At 60.9% G+C, this 17,551-nt stretch carries 11 protein-coding genes; 9 read left to right on the plus strand and 2 right to left on the minus strand.

Going from position 1 to position 17,551, the window contains the following annotated elements; translation table 11 throughout:
* Window positions 1-168 precede the first annotated feature (168 nt).
* The 6 genes from gtfA (at window position 169) to ilvC (KIH75_RS08000) (ending at window position 10,374) form a co-directional block, all read left to right on the plus strand.
* Entirely contained in the window at window positions 169-1,683 is a 1,515-nt protein-coding gene (gtfA, locus tag KIH75_RS07975; protein WP_219056223.1) for a sucrose phosphorylase, read from the plus strand.
* A gap of 383 nt (window positions 1,684-2,066) precedes the next feature.
* Window positions 2,067-3,686 (plus strand): MFS transporter, encoded by a 1,620-nt coding sequence (locus KIH75_RS07980; protein ID WP_219056224.1) that lies wholly within the window; start codon window positions 2,067-2,069, stop codon window positions 3,684-3,686.
* 605 nt (window positions 3,687-4,291) lie between these two features.
* Complete coding sequence (locus KIH75_RS07985; RefSeq protein WP_420829190.1) at window positions 4,292-5,602, plus strand: MFS transporter; 1,311 nt, start codon at window positions 4,292-4,294, stop codon at window positions 5,600-5,602.
* A 260-nt stretch (window positions 5,603-5,862) separates the two neighbouring features.
* Window positions 5,863-6,915 carry a ketol-acid reductoisomerase gene (gene ilvC, locus KIH75_RS07990; protein WP_219056226.1) on the plus strand — a complete coding sequence of 351 codons (1,053 nt, stop codon included), beginning with the start codon at window positions 5,863-5,865 and terminating at the stop codon, window positions 6,913-6,915.
* Window positions 6,916-7,328: 413 nt separating this feature from the next.
* Window positions 7,329-8,738: an RNA-binding domain-containing protein gene (locus KIH75_RS07995; RefSeq protein ID WP_219056227.1), complete on the plus strand. Its 1,410-nt coding sequence runs from the start codon at window positions 7,329-7,331 to the stop codon at window positions 8,736-8,738.
* A 586-nt stretch (window positions 8,739-9,324) separates the two neighbouring features.
* Entirely contained in the window at window positions 9,325-10,374 is a 1,050-nt protein-coding gene (gene ilvC, locus KIH75_RS08000) for a ketol-acid reductoisomerase (protein ID WP_219056228.1), read from the plus strand.
* Between the two features lie 152 nt (window positions 10,375-10,526).
* On the opposite strand, the gene KIH75_RS08005 is transcribed toward ilvC (KIH75_RS08000), so the two are convergent.
* Window positions 10,527-12,284, minus strand: a complete 1,758-nt coding sequence (locus KIH75_RS08005; protein ID WP_219056229.1) for a sialate O-acetylesterase — start codon at window positions 12,282-12,284, stop codon at window positions 10,527-10,529.
* A 69-nt stretch (window positions 12,285-12,353) separates the two neighbouring features.
* On the minus strand, window positions 12,354-13,493 hold the full coding sequence (locus tag KIH75_RS08010; protein ID WP_219056230.1) for a GDSL-type esterase/lipase family protein: 1,140 nt from the start codon (window positions 13,491-13,493) through the stop codon (window positions 12,354-12,356).
* A gap of 525 nt (window positions 13,494-14,018) precedes the next feature.
* Here KIH75_RS08010 and KIH75_RS08015 point away from each other — a divergent pair.
* The 3 genes from KIH75_RS08015 to KIH75_RS08025 all read left to right on the plus strand — a co-directional run bounded on the left by KIH75_RS08015 (window position 14,019) and on the right by KIH75_RS08025 (window position 17,455).
* Window positions 14,019-15,395, plus strand: coding sequence for an ABC transporter substrate-binding protein (locus KIH75_RS08015; protein WP_219056231.1), 1,377 nt, complete (start codon window positions 14,019-14,021; stop codon window positions 15,393-15,395).
* Window positions 15,396-15,503: 108 nt separating this feature from the next.
* Window positions 15,504-16,565, plus strand: coding sequence for a carbohydrate ABC transporter permease (locus KIH75_RS08020; RefSeq protein ID WP_219056232.1), 1,062 nt, complete (start codon window positions 15,504-15,506; stop codon window positions 16,563-16,565).
* Window positions 16,565-17,455, plus strand: coding sequence for a carbohydrate ABC transporter permease (locus KIH75_RS08025; protein ID WP_219056233.1), 891 nt, complete (start codon window positions 16,565-16,567; stop codon window positions 17,453-17,455). Before KIH75_RS08020 ends, KIH75_RS08025 begins: the two co-directional genes overlap by 1 nt.
* The last annotated feature ends 96 nt before the right edge of the window (window positions 17,456-17,551 follow it).

Here is a 17,551-nt window from a genome sequence, read left to right on the forward strand (position 1 = left end):
GGATTGGTGAGTGGGGTGATGGGCGGGTGAGCGGGGGTGATTGGGCGAAGGGGTATCGAACCGGTTCGACACGCGGGATTATTTGCTTCGCGGGGGCGGTCGGCGGTAATATCGAACCGGTTCGATACTTATGGACGGAACCTACGGAACGGAACCAAAGGAGGTCCCATGAAGAACAAGGTGCAACTCATCACCTATGCCGACCGTCTCGGCGACGGCACCCTGGCATCGATGACCAATATCCTGCGCACTCGCTTCGATGGCGTGTATGACGGCGTGCACATCCTGCCGTTCTTCACCCCGTTCGACGGCGCAGACGCCGGCTTCGACCCGATCGACCACACCAAGGTCGATCCGAGGCTCGGCAGCTGGGATGACGTGGCCGAACTCTCCACGACCCACAACATCATGGTCGACGCCATCGTCAACCACATGAGCTGGGAATCCAAGCAGTTCCAGGACGTGCTCGTCAAGGGCGAGGAGTCCGAATACTACCCGATGTTCCTCACCATGAGCTCCGTCTTCCCGAACGGCGCGACCGAAGAAGACCTGGCCGGCATCTACCGCCCGCGCCCGGGCCTGCCGTTCACCCACTACAAGTTCGCGGGCAAAACCCGCCTGGTCTGGGTCAGCTTCACCCCGCAGCAGGTCGACATCGACACCGACTCCGACAAGGGTTGGGAATACCTCATGTCGATCTTCGACCAGATGGCTGCCTCGCACGTCAGCTACATCCGCCTCGACGCCGTCGGCTACGGCGCCAAGGAAGCCGGCACCAGCTGCTTCATGACCCCGAAGACCTTCAAACTCATCTCCCGCCTGCGCGAGGAAGGCGTGAAGCGCGGTCTGGAAATCCTCATCGAAGTGCACTCCTACTACAAGAAGCAGGTGGAGATCGCCTCCAAGGTCGACCGCGTCTACGATTTCGCGCTGCCGCCGCTGCTGCTGCACTCGCTGTTCACCGGTCATGTCGAACCGGTGGCGCATTGGACCGAAATCCGCCCGAACAACGCCGTCACCGTGCTCGATACGCACGACGGCATCGGCGTGATCGACATCGGCTCCGACCAGCTCGACCGTTCGCTCAAGGGTCTGGTGCCGGATGAGGACGTCGACAATCTCGTCAACACCATCCACGCCAACACCAAGGGCGAATCGCAGGCCGCAACCGGTGCCGCCGCGTCCAACCTCGACCTCTACCAGGTCAACAGCACCTACTATTCGGCGCTCGGCTGCAACGACCAGCATTACATCGCCGCGCGCGCCGTGCAGTTCTTCCTGCCGGGCGTACCGCAGGTGTACTACGTGGGTGCGCTCGCCGGCAAGAACGACATGGAACTGCTGCGCAAGACCAACAACGGCCGAGACATCAACCGTCACTACTATTCCACCGCGGAAATCGACGAGAATCTCGAACGTCCGGTGGTCAAGGCGCTGAACGCCCTGGCGAAGTTCCGCAACGAGCTCGACGCGTTCGACGGCGAATTCTCGTACAAGGCGGACGGCGACACGTCCATCGCCTTCACTTGGAAGGGAGCCGAAACCTCGGCGACGCTCACCTTCGAGCCCGGCCGCGGTCTTGGCGTGAGCAACACCGCGTCGGTCGCGTCGCTGACTTGGGTCGATTCGGCGGGCGAACACCGTACGGATGATCTGATCGCGCAGCCGCCGGTCGTGCGATAAAACCGTGCGATAAAACCGTGCAGCGAAACCTCATCGATGGCACGGTGATGACACACGGCGATAACACGACGGCGTGATAGTGGAGGGAGGCGTAGCGGAAGCGGCGCTTCCCTCCTTCGTCTTTTCCGCTTCCGGCCTTCCTCGCCTCACGGCGCCATCGCCCACCGCTCACCGCCCGCAAAACCCACAGAACCCGCAGAACCTGCGAAACCGTGGAAAACCAGACATTCGGCAGGCATAAGACGCATTCGAAGGCGCATAGGAAAGACACGCATGCAGATACGCCCCACAGCGTACTCTGAAACCATAGGAGGGAAGCCGTTCGCAGTGTGCCGAACAGCATGGTCGAACGGTGCAACGCATCGAGGGACAGAGGAGCAACTGTGCTGGAACCGTACGTTCGCCCGGGCATCGACGATCGCCCTGATTACGACAAAGCGCTGAGCGACGAAGACAAAGCATCCGTTTCACGGCTCGCACGTGAGGACCGGCGACTACCACCGGAAGCGTCGGCGAAACAACCCGAAGCGCAAGCCGCGCGACTCACTGCGGCAGGTGGCGCGTCGGTCGCCGCGGCAGGCGTCGACACCGCCGTACCCGATTACGCCTCATCATTCCTCGACATGCGCGACCCCATGACCTCCGCGGACGGCGTGAAACCGTCCCGAACGGACGTGCTGCGCCTGAAATGGGCGTTCGCGCTCGCCGCGGTGCTCATCACCGCACCGTGGGTCATGCTCAATCTCATCGCCATCCCCAACCACATCGCCCTGCTGTACGGGCTCAACACCGAGAACCTTCTGCTCGACGTCACCAGCCAATCCGCATTGGCGACCCCGCTCGCCGTGGTCATCGCCCTGGGCGCGGTGCTGTCGATTGTGGTCACGCCGCTGATCTCCACATTCTCCGACCATACGCGCGTCATCATCGGCAGACGCACGCCGTGGCTTGTCTCCGGCGGTGTGCTCGCGGCGCTGGCCACGCTGATCCTCAGTGCCACGGATGCCGTGGTCGGTTTGGTCGCGGGCTGGCTGCTCATGCAACCCGCGTATGTGATGCTCACCGCGCCGCTCGTCGCGGCCATTGCCGAGCGTGTGCCGGACAAGTACCGCGTGGGGGTCGACCGTTGGCATGCGGTGGGCGTGCTTGTCGGCGAGGCCGCCGGCGGTGTGATCGGCGGCATGTCCGTCGCCTTCGGGGCGACCGACGTGTTCCTGTGCGCGGCGGTGCTGTTCGCCGTTTCCGGCGTGATTCCCGTGCTGGTTTGGCCTCACGAACGGTCGAGCGTCGACCAGAAGTGGGCCCGCACCGATTGGCGTGACGTGTTCTCCATGCTGCGCGGCCCGCGCGGCGACAACGCGCATGAATTCCGCCGCCTGTTCCTCTCCAGGGTGTTCATGATGGCCGCAATGGCATCGACCAGCGTGTTCCTGTGGTACATCGTGCGATTCGCCTTGTATGGCAATCGTGCGCTCCCTGCGGATCCCACGCCGCTCACCCTTCCTGCCGGAACGCTGATCATGATGTTCTCCATCGTGATGTTCGGCGGCGCGCTGCTGGCCACGGGCATGGCCGGCATCATCACCGACCGTATCGAGCTCATGCGTGGTTCGCGCAACCGCAACTTCCGTATCGCCGTCGTGATTGCCGGCGGACTGTATGTGATCGGGCTTCTCGCGGGTATGCTCACCGTGCTGATGGGTGGGGAGAAGGCGATTCTGCTGCTCGCGTTCCTTGCCGGGTTCAGTCTGAGCATCTATGACGTGCTTATGCATTCGCTGGTGGTCGAGTCGCTGCCCGATCCGCGTAATGCCGGTCGTGATCTGGGCTTCTACGCGCTGTCGAAGCCGCTGGGTCTGATTCTGGGCGTGGTGGTGGGAGCCGCCGCGGTGAATCTGTTCTCCCCGTCGCTGGGGTATGTGGCGCTGTTCCCGACCGCCATCGTGTGCGTGTGCGTGGCGGTGCTGCTGCCGTTGTTCGCAGGCAAAGCGAGGAACAGTTGAACGGTTGACGGAACGGCTGGTCAAACGGCTGATCGAAACTGATCGATCGCGCCGGTGCGGCGCACGGTGTGCGGGAACGCATGCCAATGCTGCACCGGCGTTGCTGTTATTGCGGAACGGTCGTGCGGGCCAAGACCTGGCGCGGCACCGTTTCATCCAAGAAAAAGACGAATGTTCACATAGTGAACACCCGGTAGATAGTTGCGGTGGCGGCTCCTATGGTCTCACCGTAGTTCGGATGGAAATCCGAGGAAATACTTCGAAACCGAAAGGAGGTTCGCCACGATGACTGGATTCAATGCGCTCGCACTGCTGTCCGCACGAATTATTATTCCGTCTTCGCTGGCGGACTGATTCGGCATACAAGCTTGAGCCCCGCCAACGAAGGCAGGGCAACGAGCGAGAATCTTGAAGCCCTGCAAACGTGCGGGGCTTTTTTGTTGCCCGCCCACAAGGCATCACGCAGCAATCCCAAGCGAGAACGAAGCGAACACAGCACCGAGCGGTACGACCGGCAACGGCCGCCGCCCGCACAAGGAATGAATGAAGAGGGGCAAATCCTTATGACTGCAGCCGATGTGACAACGTCAGGCAAACTCAAAGCGATGGCACGAGATTCCGTCAAAACCGTGATCGCGGCCTCCATGGTCGGCACCGCCATCGAATTCTACGACTTCTACGCTTACGGCACCGCCGCGGCGAACTACTTTCCGAAGGTCTTCTTTGGCGACACCACCAATCCGACCGTCGCGCTGCTCGCCAGCCTGCTCACCTTCGCCATCGCCTTCATCGCCCGCCCGCTGGGCTCCCTGGTGTTCGGCCACTTCGGCGATCGCATGGGCCGCAAGACCACGCTGGTGGTCTCCCTGCTCACCATGGGCGTCGCGACCTTCCTGATCGGCTGCCTGCCGACCTACGACCAGTGGGGTATCGCGGCGGTCGCGGTGCTGTGCCTCTGCCGTTTCGTGCAGGGCATCGGCCTTGGCGGCGAATGGTCCGGCGCGGCTCTGGTGGCCACCGAGAACGCTCCGGAAGACAAGCGCGCGCTGTACGGCTCCTTCCCGGAGCTGGGCGCCCCGATCGGCTTCTTCCTGTCGAACGGCACCTACTTCCTGCTGGAAACCTTCAACGATGACGATGCCATGCTCGCCTGGGGTTGGCGCGTGCCGTTCCTGCTGTCCGCGATCCTCGTGATCGTCGGCCTCGTGGTCCGCGTCCAGATGGAGGAAACCCCGATCTTCCGCCTCGCCCAGGAGCAGAAGAAGGTCGTCAAGTCCCCGCTCACCGAAGTCTTCAAGAAGAGCTGGAAGCAGGTGCTGCAGGCTACCTTCCTGGTGGCCGTCACCTACACGCTGTTCTACACGCTCGCCACCTGGTCCCTCGCTTGGGGCACCAAGACCACCGAACAGGGCGGCGGCAACCTCGGATTCTCCAATCAGGAGTATCTGCTCATGCTGATGATCGCCGTGTGCGTGTTCGCCGCGTTCATCGTGATCTCCTGCGTGAACGCCGACAAGTTCGGTCGCAAGCGCGTGATCGTCATCTCCTCCTGCTGCCTCGTCGCCTTCGCGTTGCTCTTCCCGTTCCTGCTGGATGGCAACCTGGTCGGCCAGCGTAACTTCTTCACCAACATGGTCTTCCTGTGCGTCGGCTTCGCGCTGATGGGCACCGCATTCGGCCCGATCGGCGCGTTCCTGCCCGAACTGTTCGATGCGAACGTGCGCTACTCCGGCTCCGGCATCGGCTACAACCTGGCCGCCATCGTCGGCGCGGCATTCGTGCCGACCATCGCCACCTGGCTGTCCCACAACTGGGGCGTGCACTCCGTGGGCCTGTACCTCGGCGTGATGGCCGTCTGCTGCCTCGTCGCGGTGCTGAGCTGCAAGGAGACCAAGGACGTCGATTTCACCAAGTGAAATCAGCGTTTGAAATCAGCGTTTGAAACGTTGACCCGCCCTCCGGACCCACCTTCCGGTCGGGCTTTGAGGGCGGGTTCCAAAAAATGAAAAAACGGGCGTTCACGTAGTGAACACCCTTGGTGCAATCCTTGGAAAATCGGACTAGACCTACGTATCGGAAAAGCCCACAAGGACAACCAGAACAGAAGATTTCTGCACAACCACGCAGAACGATGAATATCGAATAACACAACAGAAAATCAATAAGGAGCGCCATTATGGCAGCAACTATCTGGTACGAAAAGGACGCCGATCTCTCCGTGTTCGAAGGCAAGAAGGTCGCCGTTATCGGTTACGGTTCCCAGGGCCACGCTCATGCCCTGAACCTGCGCGACTCCGGTGTGGACGTCGTCGTCGGCCTGCGTCCTACCTCCAAGTCCGTGGAGTACGCCAAGGAGCAGGGTCTGGAAGTCCAGTCCGTCGCCGACGCCACCGCTGAGGCCGATGTCGTGATGATCCTGCTGCCCGATCAGTACCAGGCAGCCGTGTACAAGTCCGAAATCGAGCCGAACCTGAAGCCGGGCGCTGCTCTGGCCTTCGCCCACGGCTTCAACATCCACTACGGCTACATCAAGCCGTCCGAGGACCACCCGGTGTTCATGGTCGCCCCGAAGGGCCCGGGCCACATCGTTCGTCGTGAATACACCAACGGCCGTGGCGTGCCGGTCGTCGTCGCCGTCGAGCAGGATCCTGATGGCAAGACCTGGGAGCTGTGCCTGGCTTATGCCAAGGCTCTGGGCGCTCTGCGTGCAGGCGCCATCAAGACCACCTTCACCGAGGAGACCGAGACCGATCTGTTCGGCGAGCAGGACGTCCTCATGGGTGGCATCAACCACCTGTGCGACATGGGCTTCGATGTGCTGACCGAGGCTGGCTACCAGCCGGAGATCGCCTACTTCGAGGTGTTCCACGAGCTGAAGATGCTGATCGATCTGGCCAACGAAGGCGGCCTGAACAAGGCTCGCTGGAGCTGCTCCGACACCGCCCAGTACGGCGATTACACCTCCACGGTCATCACCGAGGAGACCAAGAAGCGCATGCAGTACCAGCTGAAGCGCATCCAGGACGGCTCCTTCGCCAAGGAGTTCATGGATGATCAGGCTGCCGGCGCTCCGAAGTTCAAGAAGCTGCAGGAAGAGTACAGCCACCCGCACCTGGAGACCGTTGGCCCGAAGCTGCGCGCCATGTTCTCCTGGAACAACCAGGTGGACGCCGATGCCGATATGGCCGAGTCCTTCAACGGCAAGATCGCTCGTACCCAGGTTCAGTGATTATGTGCGGCTGACTGACACTGTTCAGTAGTCCGCTATGCAAAGGCCACCGCTTATGCGGTGGCCTTTTTGCGTATTTTTGCGTATTGGTGGTGTCGTGCGCGGATGGAATCTTGATGGGGCCTGTGCGATTGGTGCGATTGGTGCGATGGTTGAAGCCTGATGTTCGCCGCGCGTTTGGCCTTCGAATCTTACACTTTCTTATCCGCTGTGTGTAAGAAGATAAGATAAGTGCAAGATAAATGTAAGATAAGTGCGAGATAATGCACGATAGAGTGTAAGATAACGCGGAAAAATGTAAGATAGCGCAAGATAGTGTAAGATAAAGTGTAAGATACTGCACGATAGGTAAGTGATATTGCAAGGTATGGCGATAACGCGGCCGCGTGCATGTTGCGCGAAGGGAGTTCGTTATGCCGCAACTTCGTGAAGGGCTCAACGTCGAGTTCAAACGGGAATGGAGCGACAGCGCCAAGCGTACGCTTGTCGCCTTCGCCAACACCGATGGTGGCACCTTGTACGTCGGCATCGATGACGATGGGAACGCCGTCGGTGTGCGTAATCCGGACGAATGCATGCGACAGGTCACTCAGGCCGTGTCCAACGCGGTGCGACCGGACTTGACGAGTTTTCTGTCCATCGATCGAGAGGATATGGATGGCATCGAGGTCGTTGTCGTCCACGTCCAGAGAGGCACCAAACGCCCGTATTATCTGACCGATAAGGGCATTCGCCCCGCCGGCGTCTACATACGATCCGGCGCGGCTTCCATCCCGGCGTCGGAATCCGCCATCATCGACATGATCAAGGCGTCCTCCGGTCAATCTTTCGAAACGGCGCTCAGTCTGCAGCAATCGCTGACCTTCAATGCCACGAGGAATGCATTCAATCAAGCCGGTGTTGCATTCACTCCGGCTTCGTACCGGACGTTGGGCATGACCGATTCGGACGATGCGTACACTAATCTCGCTTGGCTGCTCTCCGACCAGTGCACGGCATCGATCAAGGTCGCGGTTTTTCAGGACGCCAACAAGGAAGTGTTCCGCGACCGCCACGAATTCACCGGCTCATTGCTGCAGCAATGCGAACAGGCGAGCGCGTTCATCGGTCAGTACAATCCCGTGACCGCCAGTACCGCACCCAATATGGAACGAATCGATTCCTACGCCTATCCGCCTCTTGTCGTCCGCGAGGCTCTGCTTAACCTCATCATCCATCGCGATTATGGTTTCGCCGGTCCGGCGTTGATCAGCGTGTTCAGTACCGGCATGGAATTCACCAATCTCGGAGGCCTGCCCACCGGACTGAACCAACGTGACATGATGAACGGCATATCCGTGCAACGCAATCCCAAGCTTGCGGAAGTGTTCTACCGACTGCGTTTCATAGAGGCTTATGGAACGGGTATTCGCCGAATCATGGGAGCGTACGAACATGCTGAACGACAACCGGTTTTTTCCATTACCGACCACTCGTTCACTCTTGTGCTGCCGCGGCGGCATGACGTTCCCGTTTCGCCGTCGCCGTCGGATGTCGGTACGACGGGCGGCCAAATGATGGGAGCCAGTACCGTCCCGGTCGAATCGCAAGGTGTGAAGACCGACGAAGACGACCGGAAGCAATCGGTTATCGACTATGCCATGCAGCATGGCTCGATCAGTAGGGCGCAGGTGGAGGATCTTACCGGTTTGGCGCAAAGCGCCGCCGTGAAACTGCTGCGTAAACTCGTTCGGTGTGGCAGGCTCACGCGCATTGGTAAGGGACCGTCCACGCGGTACGTGATTGCCGAAGGTGCAGCGATTGCTGTCGAGCACGCCGAATAGGTGAGGCCGCCGCTTATGCGGTGGCCTTTTTGTCTGTTTTTGGTGGTGAGGGGCTTGCGCATGCCGGATGGGTGGCGAATGAGGGGGTGCGTGTGGGGGTTCTCGTACCGGAATCGGACAGGAATGGGCTTGTTTTGTCTGATTTCGGTAATGGGGGAGTGGAGCCGGGGTGCCTTGGTCAGTTAGCCTCGTACCGGAATCGGACAGGAATGGGCTTGTTTTGTCTGATTTTGGTAATGGGGTTGGGTGAGTGTGGGTGAGTGGGGTGAGGGCGTGGGGAGTTTCGTACCGGAATCGGACAGGAATGGGCTTGTTTTGTCTGATTCTGGAGAAGGTTTCCCGTTCCCGTTTTCAGACAGGAGCGGGTTTATTTCGCGTATGCGGGTGTTGTGCGCGGGCGGGGAGCGAAAAGACGGTGGTATGGCTCACGTTGTGGACGGCGGCGAGGTTGGGGGAGCGATGCCGGTAGGATAGTGCCCAGTTTTGAAGGACAAAATCCTTCACAAGACCAATAATCTGCAACACAAGTAGATACCCCGGCACATAGTGCCACACCCCACTACATACAAAAGGAGTGCCAATTACCATGGCTGCACAAATCTGGTACGAGAACGACGGTGATCTCTCGGTCCTCGAAGGCAAGAAGGTTGCCATCATCGGTTACGGTTCCCAGGGCCACGCTCACGCTCTGAACCTGCGCGATTCCGGCGTCGACGTCGTCGTCGGCCTGCGTCCGACCTCCAAGTCCGTCGAGCACGCCAAGGAGCAGGGCCTGGAAGTCAAGTCCGTTCCGGAAGCCGCCGCTGAAGCCGACGTCATCATGATCCTGGCTCCGGATCAGTACCAGCGCAACATCTGGAAGAACGACATCGAGCCGAACATCAAGCCGGGCGCCGCTGTCGCCTTCGCCCACGGCTTCAACATCCACTACGGCTACATCAAGCCGTCCGAGGATCACCCGGTGTTCATGGTCGCCCCGAAGGGCCCGGGCCACATCGTGCGTCGTGAGTACGTGAACGGCCGTGGCGTGCCGGTCGTCGTCGCCGTCGAGCAGGATCCGCGCGGTGACGCATGGGCTCTGACCCTGGCTTATGCCAAGGCTCTGGGCGCCCTGCGTGCAGGCGCCATCAAGACCACCTTCAAGGAGGAGACCGAGACCGATCTGTTCGGTGAGCAGAACGTCCTCATGGGCGGCGTGAACAAGCTCGTCGAAATGGGCTTCGAGGTCCTCACCGACGCTGGCTACCAGCCGGAAATCGCCTACTTCGAGGTGTGCCACGAGCTGAAGATGATCGTCGACCTGATGAACGAAGGCGGCATGAACAAGGATCGTTGGTCCTGCTCCGACACCGCTCAGTACGGCGATTACACCAACACCTGCATCGACGAGCACGTGCGTGAGCGCATGGAGTACCACCTGAAGCGCATCCAGGACGGCTCCTTCGCCAAGGAGTTCATCGAGGATCAGGACGCCGGCGCCCCGAAGTTCAAGGCCCTGCAGGAGGAGTACTCCAACGTCCGCATCGAGACCGTCGGCCCGAAGCTGCGCGCCATGTTCTCCTGGAACAACGGCAAGGACGAGGACGCCGATATGGCCACCTTCAACGGCAAGATCGCCCGTACCCAGGTTCAGTGAGACCGGATCCCGGCTTTGAGGGATTCCGCCTGACAGCATAGGCGATTATGAAAGCGCCGCCCGTATTCGCGGGCGGCGCTTTTCGTATGGTTTCGTACGTTCGGGCTTGCGCTGTGGGCGCTGCGGGTGTTGCGGGCGCTGTGGGCTGCGGTTCAGTCCACGCGGCAGGTGAAGGGGGCCGCGGGAAGCCCCGATGCGTTGAACAGGGGAGCGGGACCCCAGCTGCGCCAGGCGTACCGGACCATAACCGGTTCGATCACGTCGTGTGCGACCACGCGCACGGTTGCGGCGTTCTGCGTGCCGCTACCGGGGTCGGTTGCCACGATCGCTGCCGAAGCGGGATGGAAAATGCCGTCGATACCGGCGAGCTCGAAACCGGAAGCCCCGGCTTCGCGCGTCGGTCCGGCGGCGTTCTCGCGTTCGCGACGGGCCGCATCGCGTCGACTGGCCGGATCGGTGCCGTCGAATCGCAGACCGGATGCGTTGGCGAAACGGATTTCGGCCCCGCCGTTGCCGGACGGACGCGCCTCAAGCGCTTCAGGTCCGCAATCCGTCACATCAGACCGCCCATAGACGCGGCGCAACGCGCAATCCGCCAACCGTTCGCCGGGCGTGCGCTTGTCGGTGGGATGGATGTTGTCGTATTCGCCGCAATCCATCAGGCAGACCGCGTGCACGCCGCCGATGGTGTGCGCCGCATCCCATTGCGCGGCGCGGATTGTGGGCCACAGCATCGGATCGCCGCTCGTCTTGTCGACCTTGCCGTCGATCCACTGCGGCAACTGGACCAGCAGGAACGGCAGATCGGCATCATGCCACAATCCGCGCCACTGCTCGATCATGAGCCCAAGCAGTTCACGGTACGATTCGCAATACGGTTCATCCTCCTCGCCTTGGTACCACAGCACGCCTTCGATCGTGTACGGCGCGACGCGGCGGACCATGGCCTCGAAGGCGCCGCAGATATGCCACTGCGAGAACGGTGTGACGGGCGGCGGCCACGGGCAGGCCCCGTACTGCGCGTTCAACGTGTCCCACGTGATGTCGGGATCGGCCTGTTGCGCGGCGGCGATGGCCGCGTTCCACGCGTCGAAGCGGCTCTGCCATGCGTTCGCGGCGGCATGCAGCTCCTCGTCGCTCCGGCCCGCGATGGCCTGATCGTAACGGTCCAGATAGCCACGTCCGGCGGCGCAGCCTTCCAGAACGTCACGGCTCATCCAACAGGTGATCGACGTGCCGCCGATATAGCAGTCCACCACGCCCACGGCGATATCGGGGCCAAGTTCGGCGCGCAGTTTGCGCGCGAAATAATAGGCGACCGCGGACATCACGCCGCTGGTCTGCGGGGAGCTCGCCTGCCAGACGGCGTCGTTCTCCGCCTCCTCGTCCACGACCCCGGTTTTCGGCACATTGCGGAATCGCAGCAGCGGGTCCGCGCATTGCGCGATGGCCTGTTCCGCGCCGTCGCTGTTGCGCAGCTCGACCTCCATATTGCTTTGGCCGCCTGCCAGCCACACCACGCCGACATACACGTCCGTGAACCGCAGACGGCTTTCGCCAGATTCGACCAACAGGTCGAACGGTCCGGAAGCGGGAAGCGACGGCAGCTGGGCGGACCAGCGGCCATTCGACGGATCCACGGAAGAGGAAGCCTGCGCAACCACGGCACCGTCGGCGTCGACGAGGCGCACGGTGACCGCATCGCCCGGCGCGGTGACGCCGTTCGGCGCGGCATTGCCCGGCATGTCCAGCGTGCCGAACACCGCGATGGGCGTTCCGCGCTGCAGCACCATGCCGTCACCGAATATCGCCGGCATGGACAGTGCGCCGCAGGTGTTGCGATGCGGCCGTACGTGGGCGCCAGCGCCCTTCATTTCCGATCCGGGTGCTGGCCCGGTTGCCGTAACCATATGATGCTCCTTCGAATACGTGGATGGGGATTGATATGTGGGTTGATGCGCGGGGAACGGGAATGCGGTTCAGCGCCACAGGGCGGGGCCGAACGACCTGAGATACGACGTGAGCTCCATGGCCATTTCGCGCTGTTCGGCGATGCGGGGATGCCCGTCCGTGGCCGAGCCGTTGCGCAGATACATGAAATGCCGCACATCCGGGTCGGCCACCGCCTCGCACACGTCGTCGATGGCGCGATCCCAGACGGGATCATGCCGCAGGATCGTAGTGGCCAGCACGATCAGCGCGTGCGGATACTTGCCGCGCAGCGCACGCACGAAATCGACGTACCGCCCGCGCCAATGCCGGGCCTGCTCGCCGTGGTAATCCTCGGCCATGAAATCGTACGGATGCGCGTCGTTCTGCCCGATCGCCACCACAACCACCTGCGGCACGTACCGTGAGAAATCCCATTGCGGCGTCGCGCCGAGCTCGGGATTGTACGCGGCACGGTCCCAAATGCTTTCCATGCCGAGATAATCCGGCGCATGGAACCAGCCGATGCCGTCGATGAGACTCGCCCCGCCCTGCGCGACCAGATGCGCCTGCGCCCCGAGATTGCGTGCGGTGACGGCCGCGTACGAATACCAGGCGTTGCTGTACCCGCTCAGATCGACGTCCGGATCGGCCTGACCGGCGTAGCAGACGGCTTCGCAGCGCTCGCCGCAGGTGACCGAATCGCCGTAGAATTCGATGCGGCGGCTCGGCATCGGCTCGGGCGGCGTGGTGATGGAAGCGTCGTCGTCGATGAGCACGCCGTGCATGTCGAGCCGTGCGCAGCCTTCATCCTGGCGTTTGAAGATGATGACGTCATGTTCGATGTTCGGCAGATCGCCGGCCAGCATGACGGTGACCGGTTCGCGGCGGTCGTGCTCTTGCGGGCTTTCCGGCTCCACGCGGCTCGGATACCCGTTGACGAGCGATACCGCGTCGTGCGTGGCGTCGATGGGCACGGGCACGCTGACCTGCATGCCGTCGATGATCGCGCCGAGACGGATGTTGCCGTAGCCCCAATGGTTGACGAGCCGTACGCCGATGGCGGTGCCGGTGCAGCGGAAATGCACTTGGGTGTAGGGGAACGACCAGACTTGATAGGCGGGGGAATCGTTGATGACTCGGCCCATGGTGTGGCTTAAAGCCGGATTGGTGAAGTCGATAAGCTGCATCGTTCTCCTTTGACGTGCCGATGTATGGGATTGGTGTGCGCTTGGCGTGTGCTGAGCCGTGCCGGTATCCTCTTCGACGGTAGGCATGCAGCTGAGCAGGCACAATGATGTTAACCGCTTAAGCATCACTATACTCCTCGTGTGGGGTCGACGTGGCGATTTCGGGCATTCTGTCGGGTTAAACGGCGTATGAATAAGACACGCCGTGCACTGAAGAAAACTTTCTGAAAATGATGTCATTCAGCCAAGATCAAGGGTTTTTAGCGTTTTTCCAGCAAAGCGTGAATATGTTGTCATCGGGGAAATCCTTGTGGCGCAAGGGTTTTGTATATCAACCGCGTTTACTTAAGCGCTTGACATACTGAAATGGCGCGTTTATTCTATGAGTTACCACTTCACCGAAGGCAGGCAGAGAGGCCTGAGGAGAGGGGGCATCGCCCAAGGATTCGGTGCAGAGTCCACAGGTGATGAATACGAGGAGGCGAGTGCCGAATCGTACAAGTTTCCATAGGAAGGACATGAAGAATGAACTTCAAGAAGATCATCGCGGCGGGCGTTGCGGCCCTGAGCCTGGTCAGCTTCGCAGCTTGCGGCAGCACCAGCGCTTCCAGCGATCAGACCGACGTGACCTACGATCAGATCAAGCTCGGTGAAACCGGCAAGGACATCAAGGCCAGCATCAAGTTCTACAACGGCCGTACCGATATGGGCCTGGATTCCTACCCGGGCAAGAACTGGAAGTCCTACATCGCCGACTTCAACAAGCTGTACCCGAACATCAAGGTCGAATCCCAGACCGATTCCAACTACGCCGACAACGCGCTCACCCGTCTGCAGGGCGGCGACTGGGGCGACATCATGATGATCCCGTCCGTCGATAAGTCCGAGCTGCAGAACTACTTCATCTCCTACGGCTCCCTCGACACCATGAAGAAGCAGGTCAAGCTCGCTTCCGAAAAGGCGTACGACGGCAAGTCCTACGGCATCGCCACCGACGGCCAGACCTCCGGCGTCGTCTACAACAAGGCCGTGTTCAAGAAGGCCGGCATCGAGACGCTGCCGACCACGCCCGACGAGTTCATCAAGGACCTCAAGCTCATCAAGGAAAAGACCGACGCCATCCCGCTGTACACCAACTACGCGGCCGGCTTCACCATGGGCGCCTGGGATGCCTACATCGGCACCACCGCCACCGGTGACAACACCTACATGAACCAGAAGCTCGTGCACACCAAGGCCCCGTTCAAGGATCCGGGCGACGGCACCCACGCCTACAACGTGTACAAGGTGCTGTACGATGCGGTGGCCGACGGCCTGACCGAAGACGATTACTCCACCACCGATTGGGAATCCTCCAAGGGCATGATCAACAACGGCAAGATCGCGACCATGGTGCTCGGCGCCTGGGCCGTGACCCAGATGCAGCAGGCCGGCGACCACGCCGACGACATCGGCTACATGCCGTTCCCGATCTCCGTGAAGGGCAAGCAGTACGCCTCCATGGGCGGCAACTACTCCATGGGCATCAACAAGAAGTCCTCCAAGGAGAACCAGGAAGCCGCCATGATCTTCGTCAAGTGGCTCACCGAGAAGTCCGGCTACGCCATGAACGAAGGCGGCATCCCGATCAAGTACGGCGACGACTCCCTGCCCTCCATCTATGAGGACTTCAAGAACGTCACCATGGAAGCCGACGCCGACTCCCTGAAGGGCGAAGAGGATCTCTTCACCGAGGTCAACTCCGACTCCGAGCTCGGTATCAACTCCAACGGCAACAAGCGCGTCCAGGCCATCGTCGAGCACGCGGCCAACAAGGACAAGAAGTTCGACGACATCATGTCCGAATGGAACACGTCATGGTACAAGGCCATGCAGGACGATGACGCCGAAGCCAAGTACTGATACCGACTAACACGTATCTTCCCTTTCTCACCCAGCCGGCAGCCGTCGACCGCGAGTTGCGACTGCCGGCCTTCCTTTCCACAGTCATAGTCTAGAAAAGAGAGCATCATGACTACCGCGCAGACGGAAGCCGTCGTCACCTCGGCGGATGATATTCCGTTCAACACCCATAGGCGCGATTGGAAGAAAGGCGCCATCATCGTCGCCTTCTGCATCATCCCCGTCGCGCTGCTGGTCATCTTCACCTACTGGCCGTTCATCCAGATGTGCGGCTACTCCTTCTACAAGATGAAGTACATCGGCACCCCGCGTTTCGTCGGGCTGCGTAACTACCACGACATCTTCACCCGTCCGGAACTGCTCGCCACGCTGAAGCTGAGCCTCTACTACATGGTCGGCGCACTCATCCAGGTCGCCCTGGCCCTGTACCTGGCCACCGTGCTGGCCTTCAAGGTGCGCGGCGGCGGCTTCTTCAAGGGCGCCATGTTCTTCCCCTACCTGATCAACGGCATCGCCGTCGGTTTCATCTTCAAGTTCTTCTACACCCGCGGCTACGTGCTCGACACCGTGCTGCAGTGGTGCGGATTCAGCCAGGATATGCTGCCGTACTGGCTGAAGGACCAGTCGATCAACAACTGGTCGCTGGTGGCCTCCTCGATCTGGCGCTACCTCGGCTCGACCCTGATCCTGTTCATCGGCGCCATCATGTCCATCGACTCCTCGCTGTACGAAGCGGCCGAGATCGACGGCGCCAACAAGTGGCAGCAGTTCAAGCACATCATCCTCCCCGGCATCCAGACCATCCTCGTGCTGAACATCATCCTGTCCATCACCGGTTCCCTCTCCGCCTTCGAAGGCCCGTACGTCATCACCTCCGGTGCGAACGGCACCGGCACCTACATGGTCCAGATGGACAAGATCGCACACACCGACCAGAAGGTCGGCCTGGCATCGGCCATGGCCGTGGTGCTGCTCATCATCATCATGATCTGCGCGTTGCTGCAGAAACTCATCATGGGCTTCCTGTTCAGGGACGCCGATGACGGTACCGCAAAGGCCCGCAAGCAGGCCGCGAAGATCGAAAAGGCGCGTCGCCGTGCACTGAAGAAGGCCAATAAGGTCGCCGCAGGCAAGGCGCCGGTATTCAAGAACGGAAAGGCGGTGGCGTGATGACAAGCGCAACTGTTCAGGCCAAGGCCCCGGTCCAGAAGGTGAGCTTCTGGTACCACTTCAAGCAGTGGGGATTGAGCTTCCTGAAGTACTTCAGCCTCATCTTCATCACCTTCTGGATCCTGCTGCCGCTGGTCACCTGCTTCTTCACCGCGGCGAAGGACACGGAGGAGTGGCAGAGCACCTCCGTGATGGCGTTCCCGAAGAACATCTTCAACTTCAACAACTACGTTGAGGCATTCAAGCTGTCGAACATGGGCGTCGCCTTCCGCAACTCCCTGATCGTCCTGGTCGCGGTCTGCTTCCTGACCACCATCATCGGCACCCAGCTGGCCTACGTGCTCTCCCGCTTCACCTTCCCCGGCAACGCGGTCATCCGTACCGCCTTCCTCATGGCATCGCTGCTCCCCGGCATCGCCATGCAAGTCGCGGTCTACAAGATCATGGGCACGTTCCACCTGATCAACTCGCTGTGGGGCTACATCATCATGTCGATGGGCACCGATGTGATCTCGATCTACATCTTCATCCAGTACTTCGAGAACATCTCCATCTCCCTCGATGAGGCCGCCCTGATGGATGGCGCAAGCTACTTCACCATCTACAGCCGCATCCTCCTGCCGCTGCTCAAGCCCGCCATCGTGACCTGCCTGATCCTCAAGGGCGTCGGCATCTACAACGAGTACTACTCGGCCAACCTGTACCTGCAAGACAAGCAGAAGATAGGCACGGTAGCCATCTCCCTGTACGCCTTCACCGGCCCGCAGGGTTCGAAATACAACCTCATCTGCGCCGGCGTGATCATCACGCTGCTGCCCGCCCTGATCGCCTTCCTGGTGTTCCAGAAGCAGATCTACAATGGCGTCGCAGCTGGTGCGGTGAAGGAATAAACGCCAAAACGGAACAGACGTGAAAACGCCCCCGGCCGTGGCCTTCCGGCCCGGTCCGGGGGCGCTTCTACCCCCAACCACCATCATTCGCAAAAG

This window comes from Bifidobacterium pongonis, assembly GCF_019331805.1.
Classification (GTDB): domain Bacteria; phylum Actinomycetota; class Actinomycetes; order Actinomycetales; family Bifidobacteriaceae; genus Bifidobacterium; species Bifidobacterium pongonis.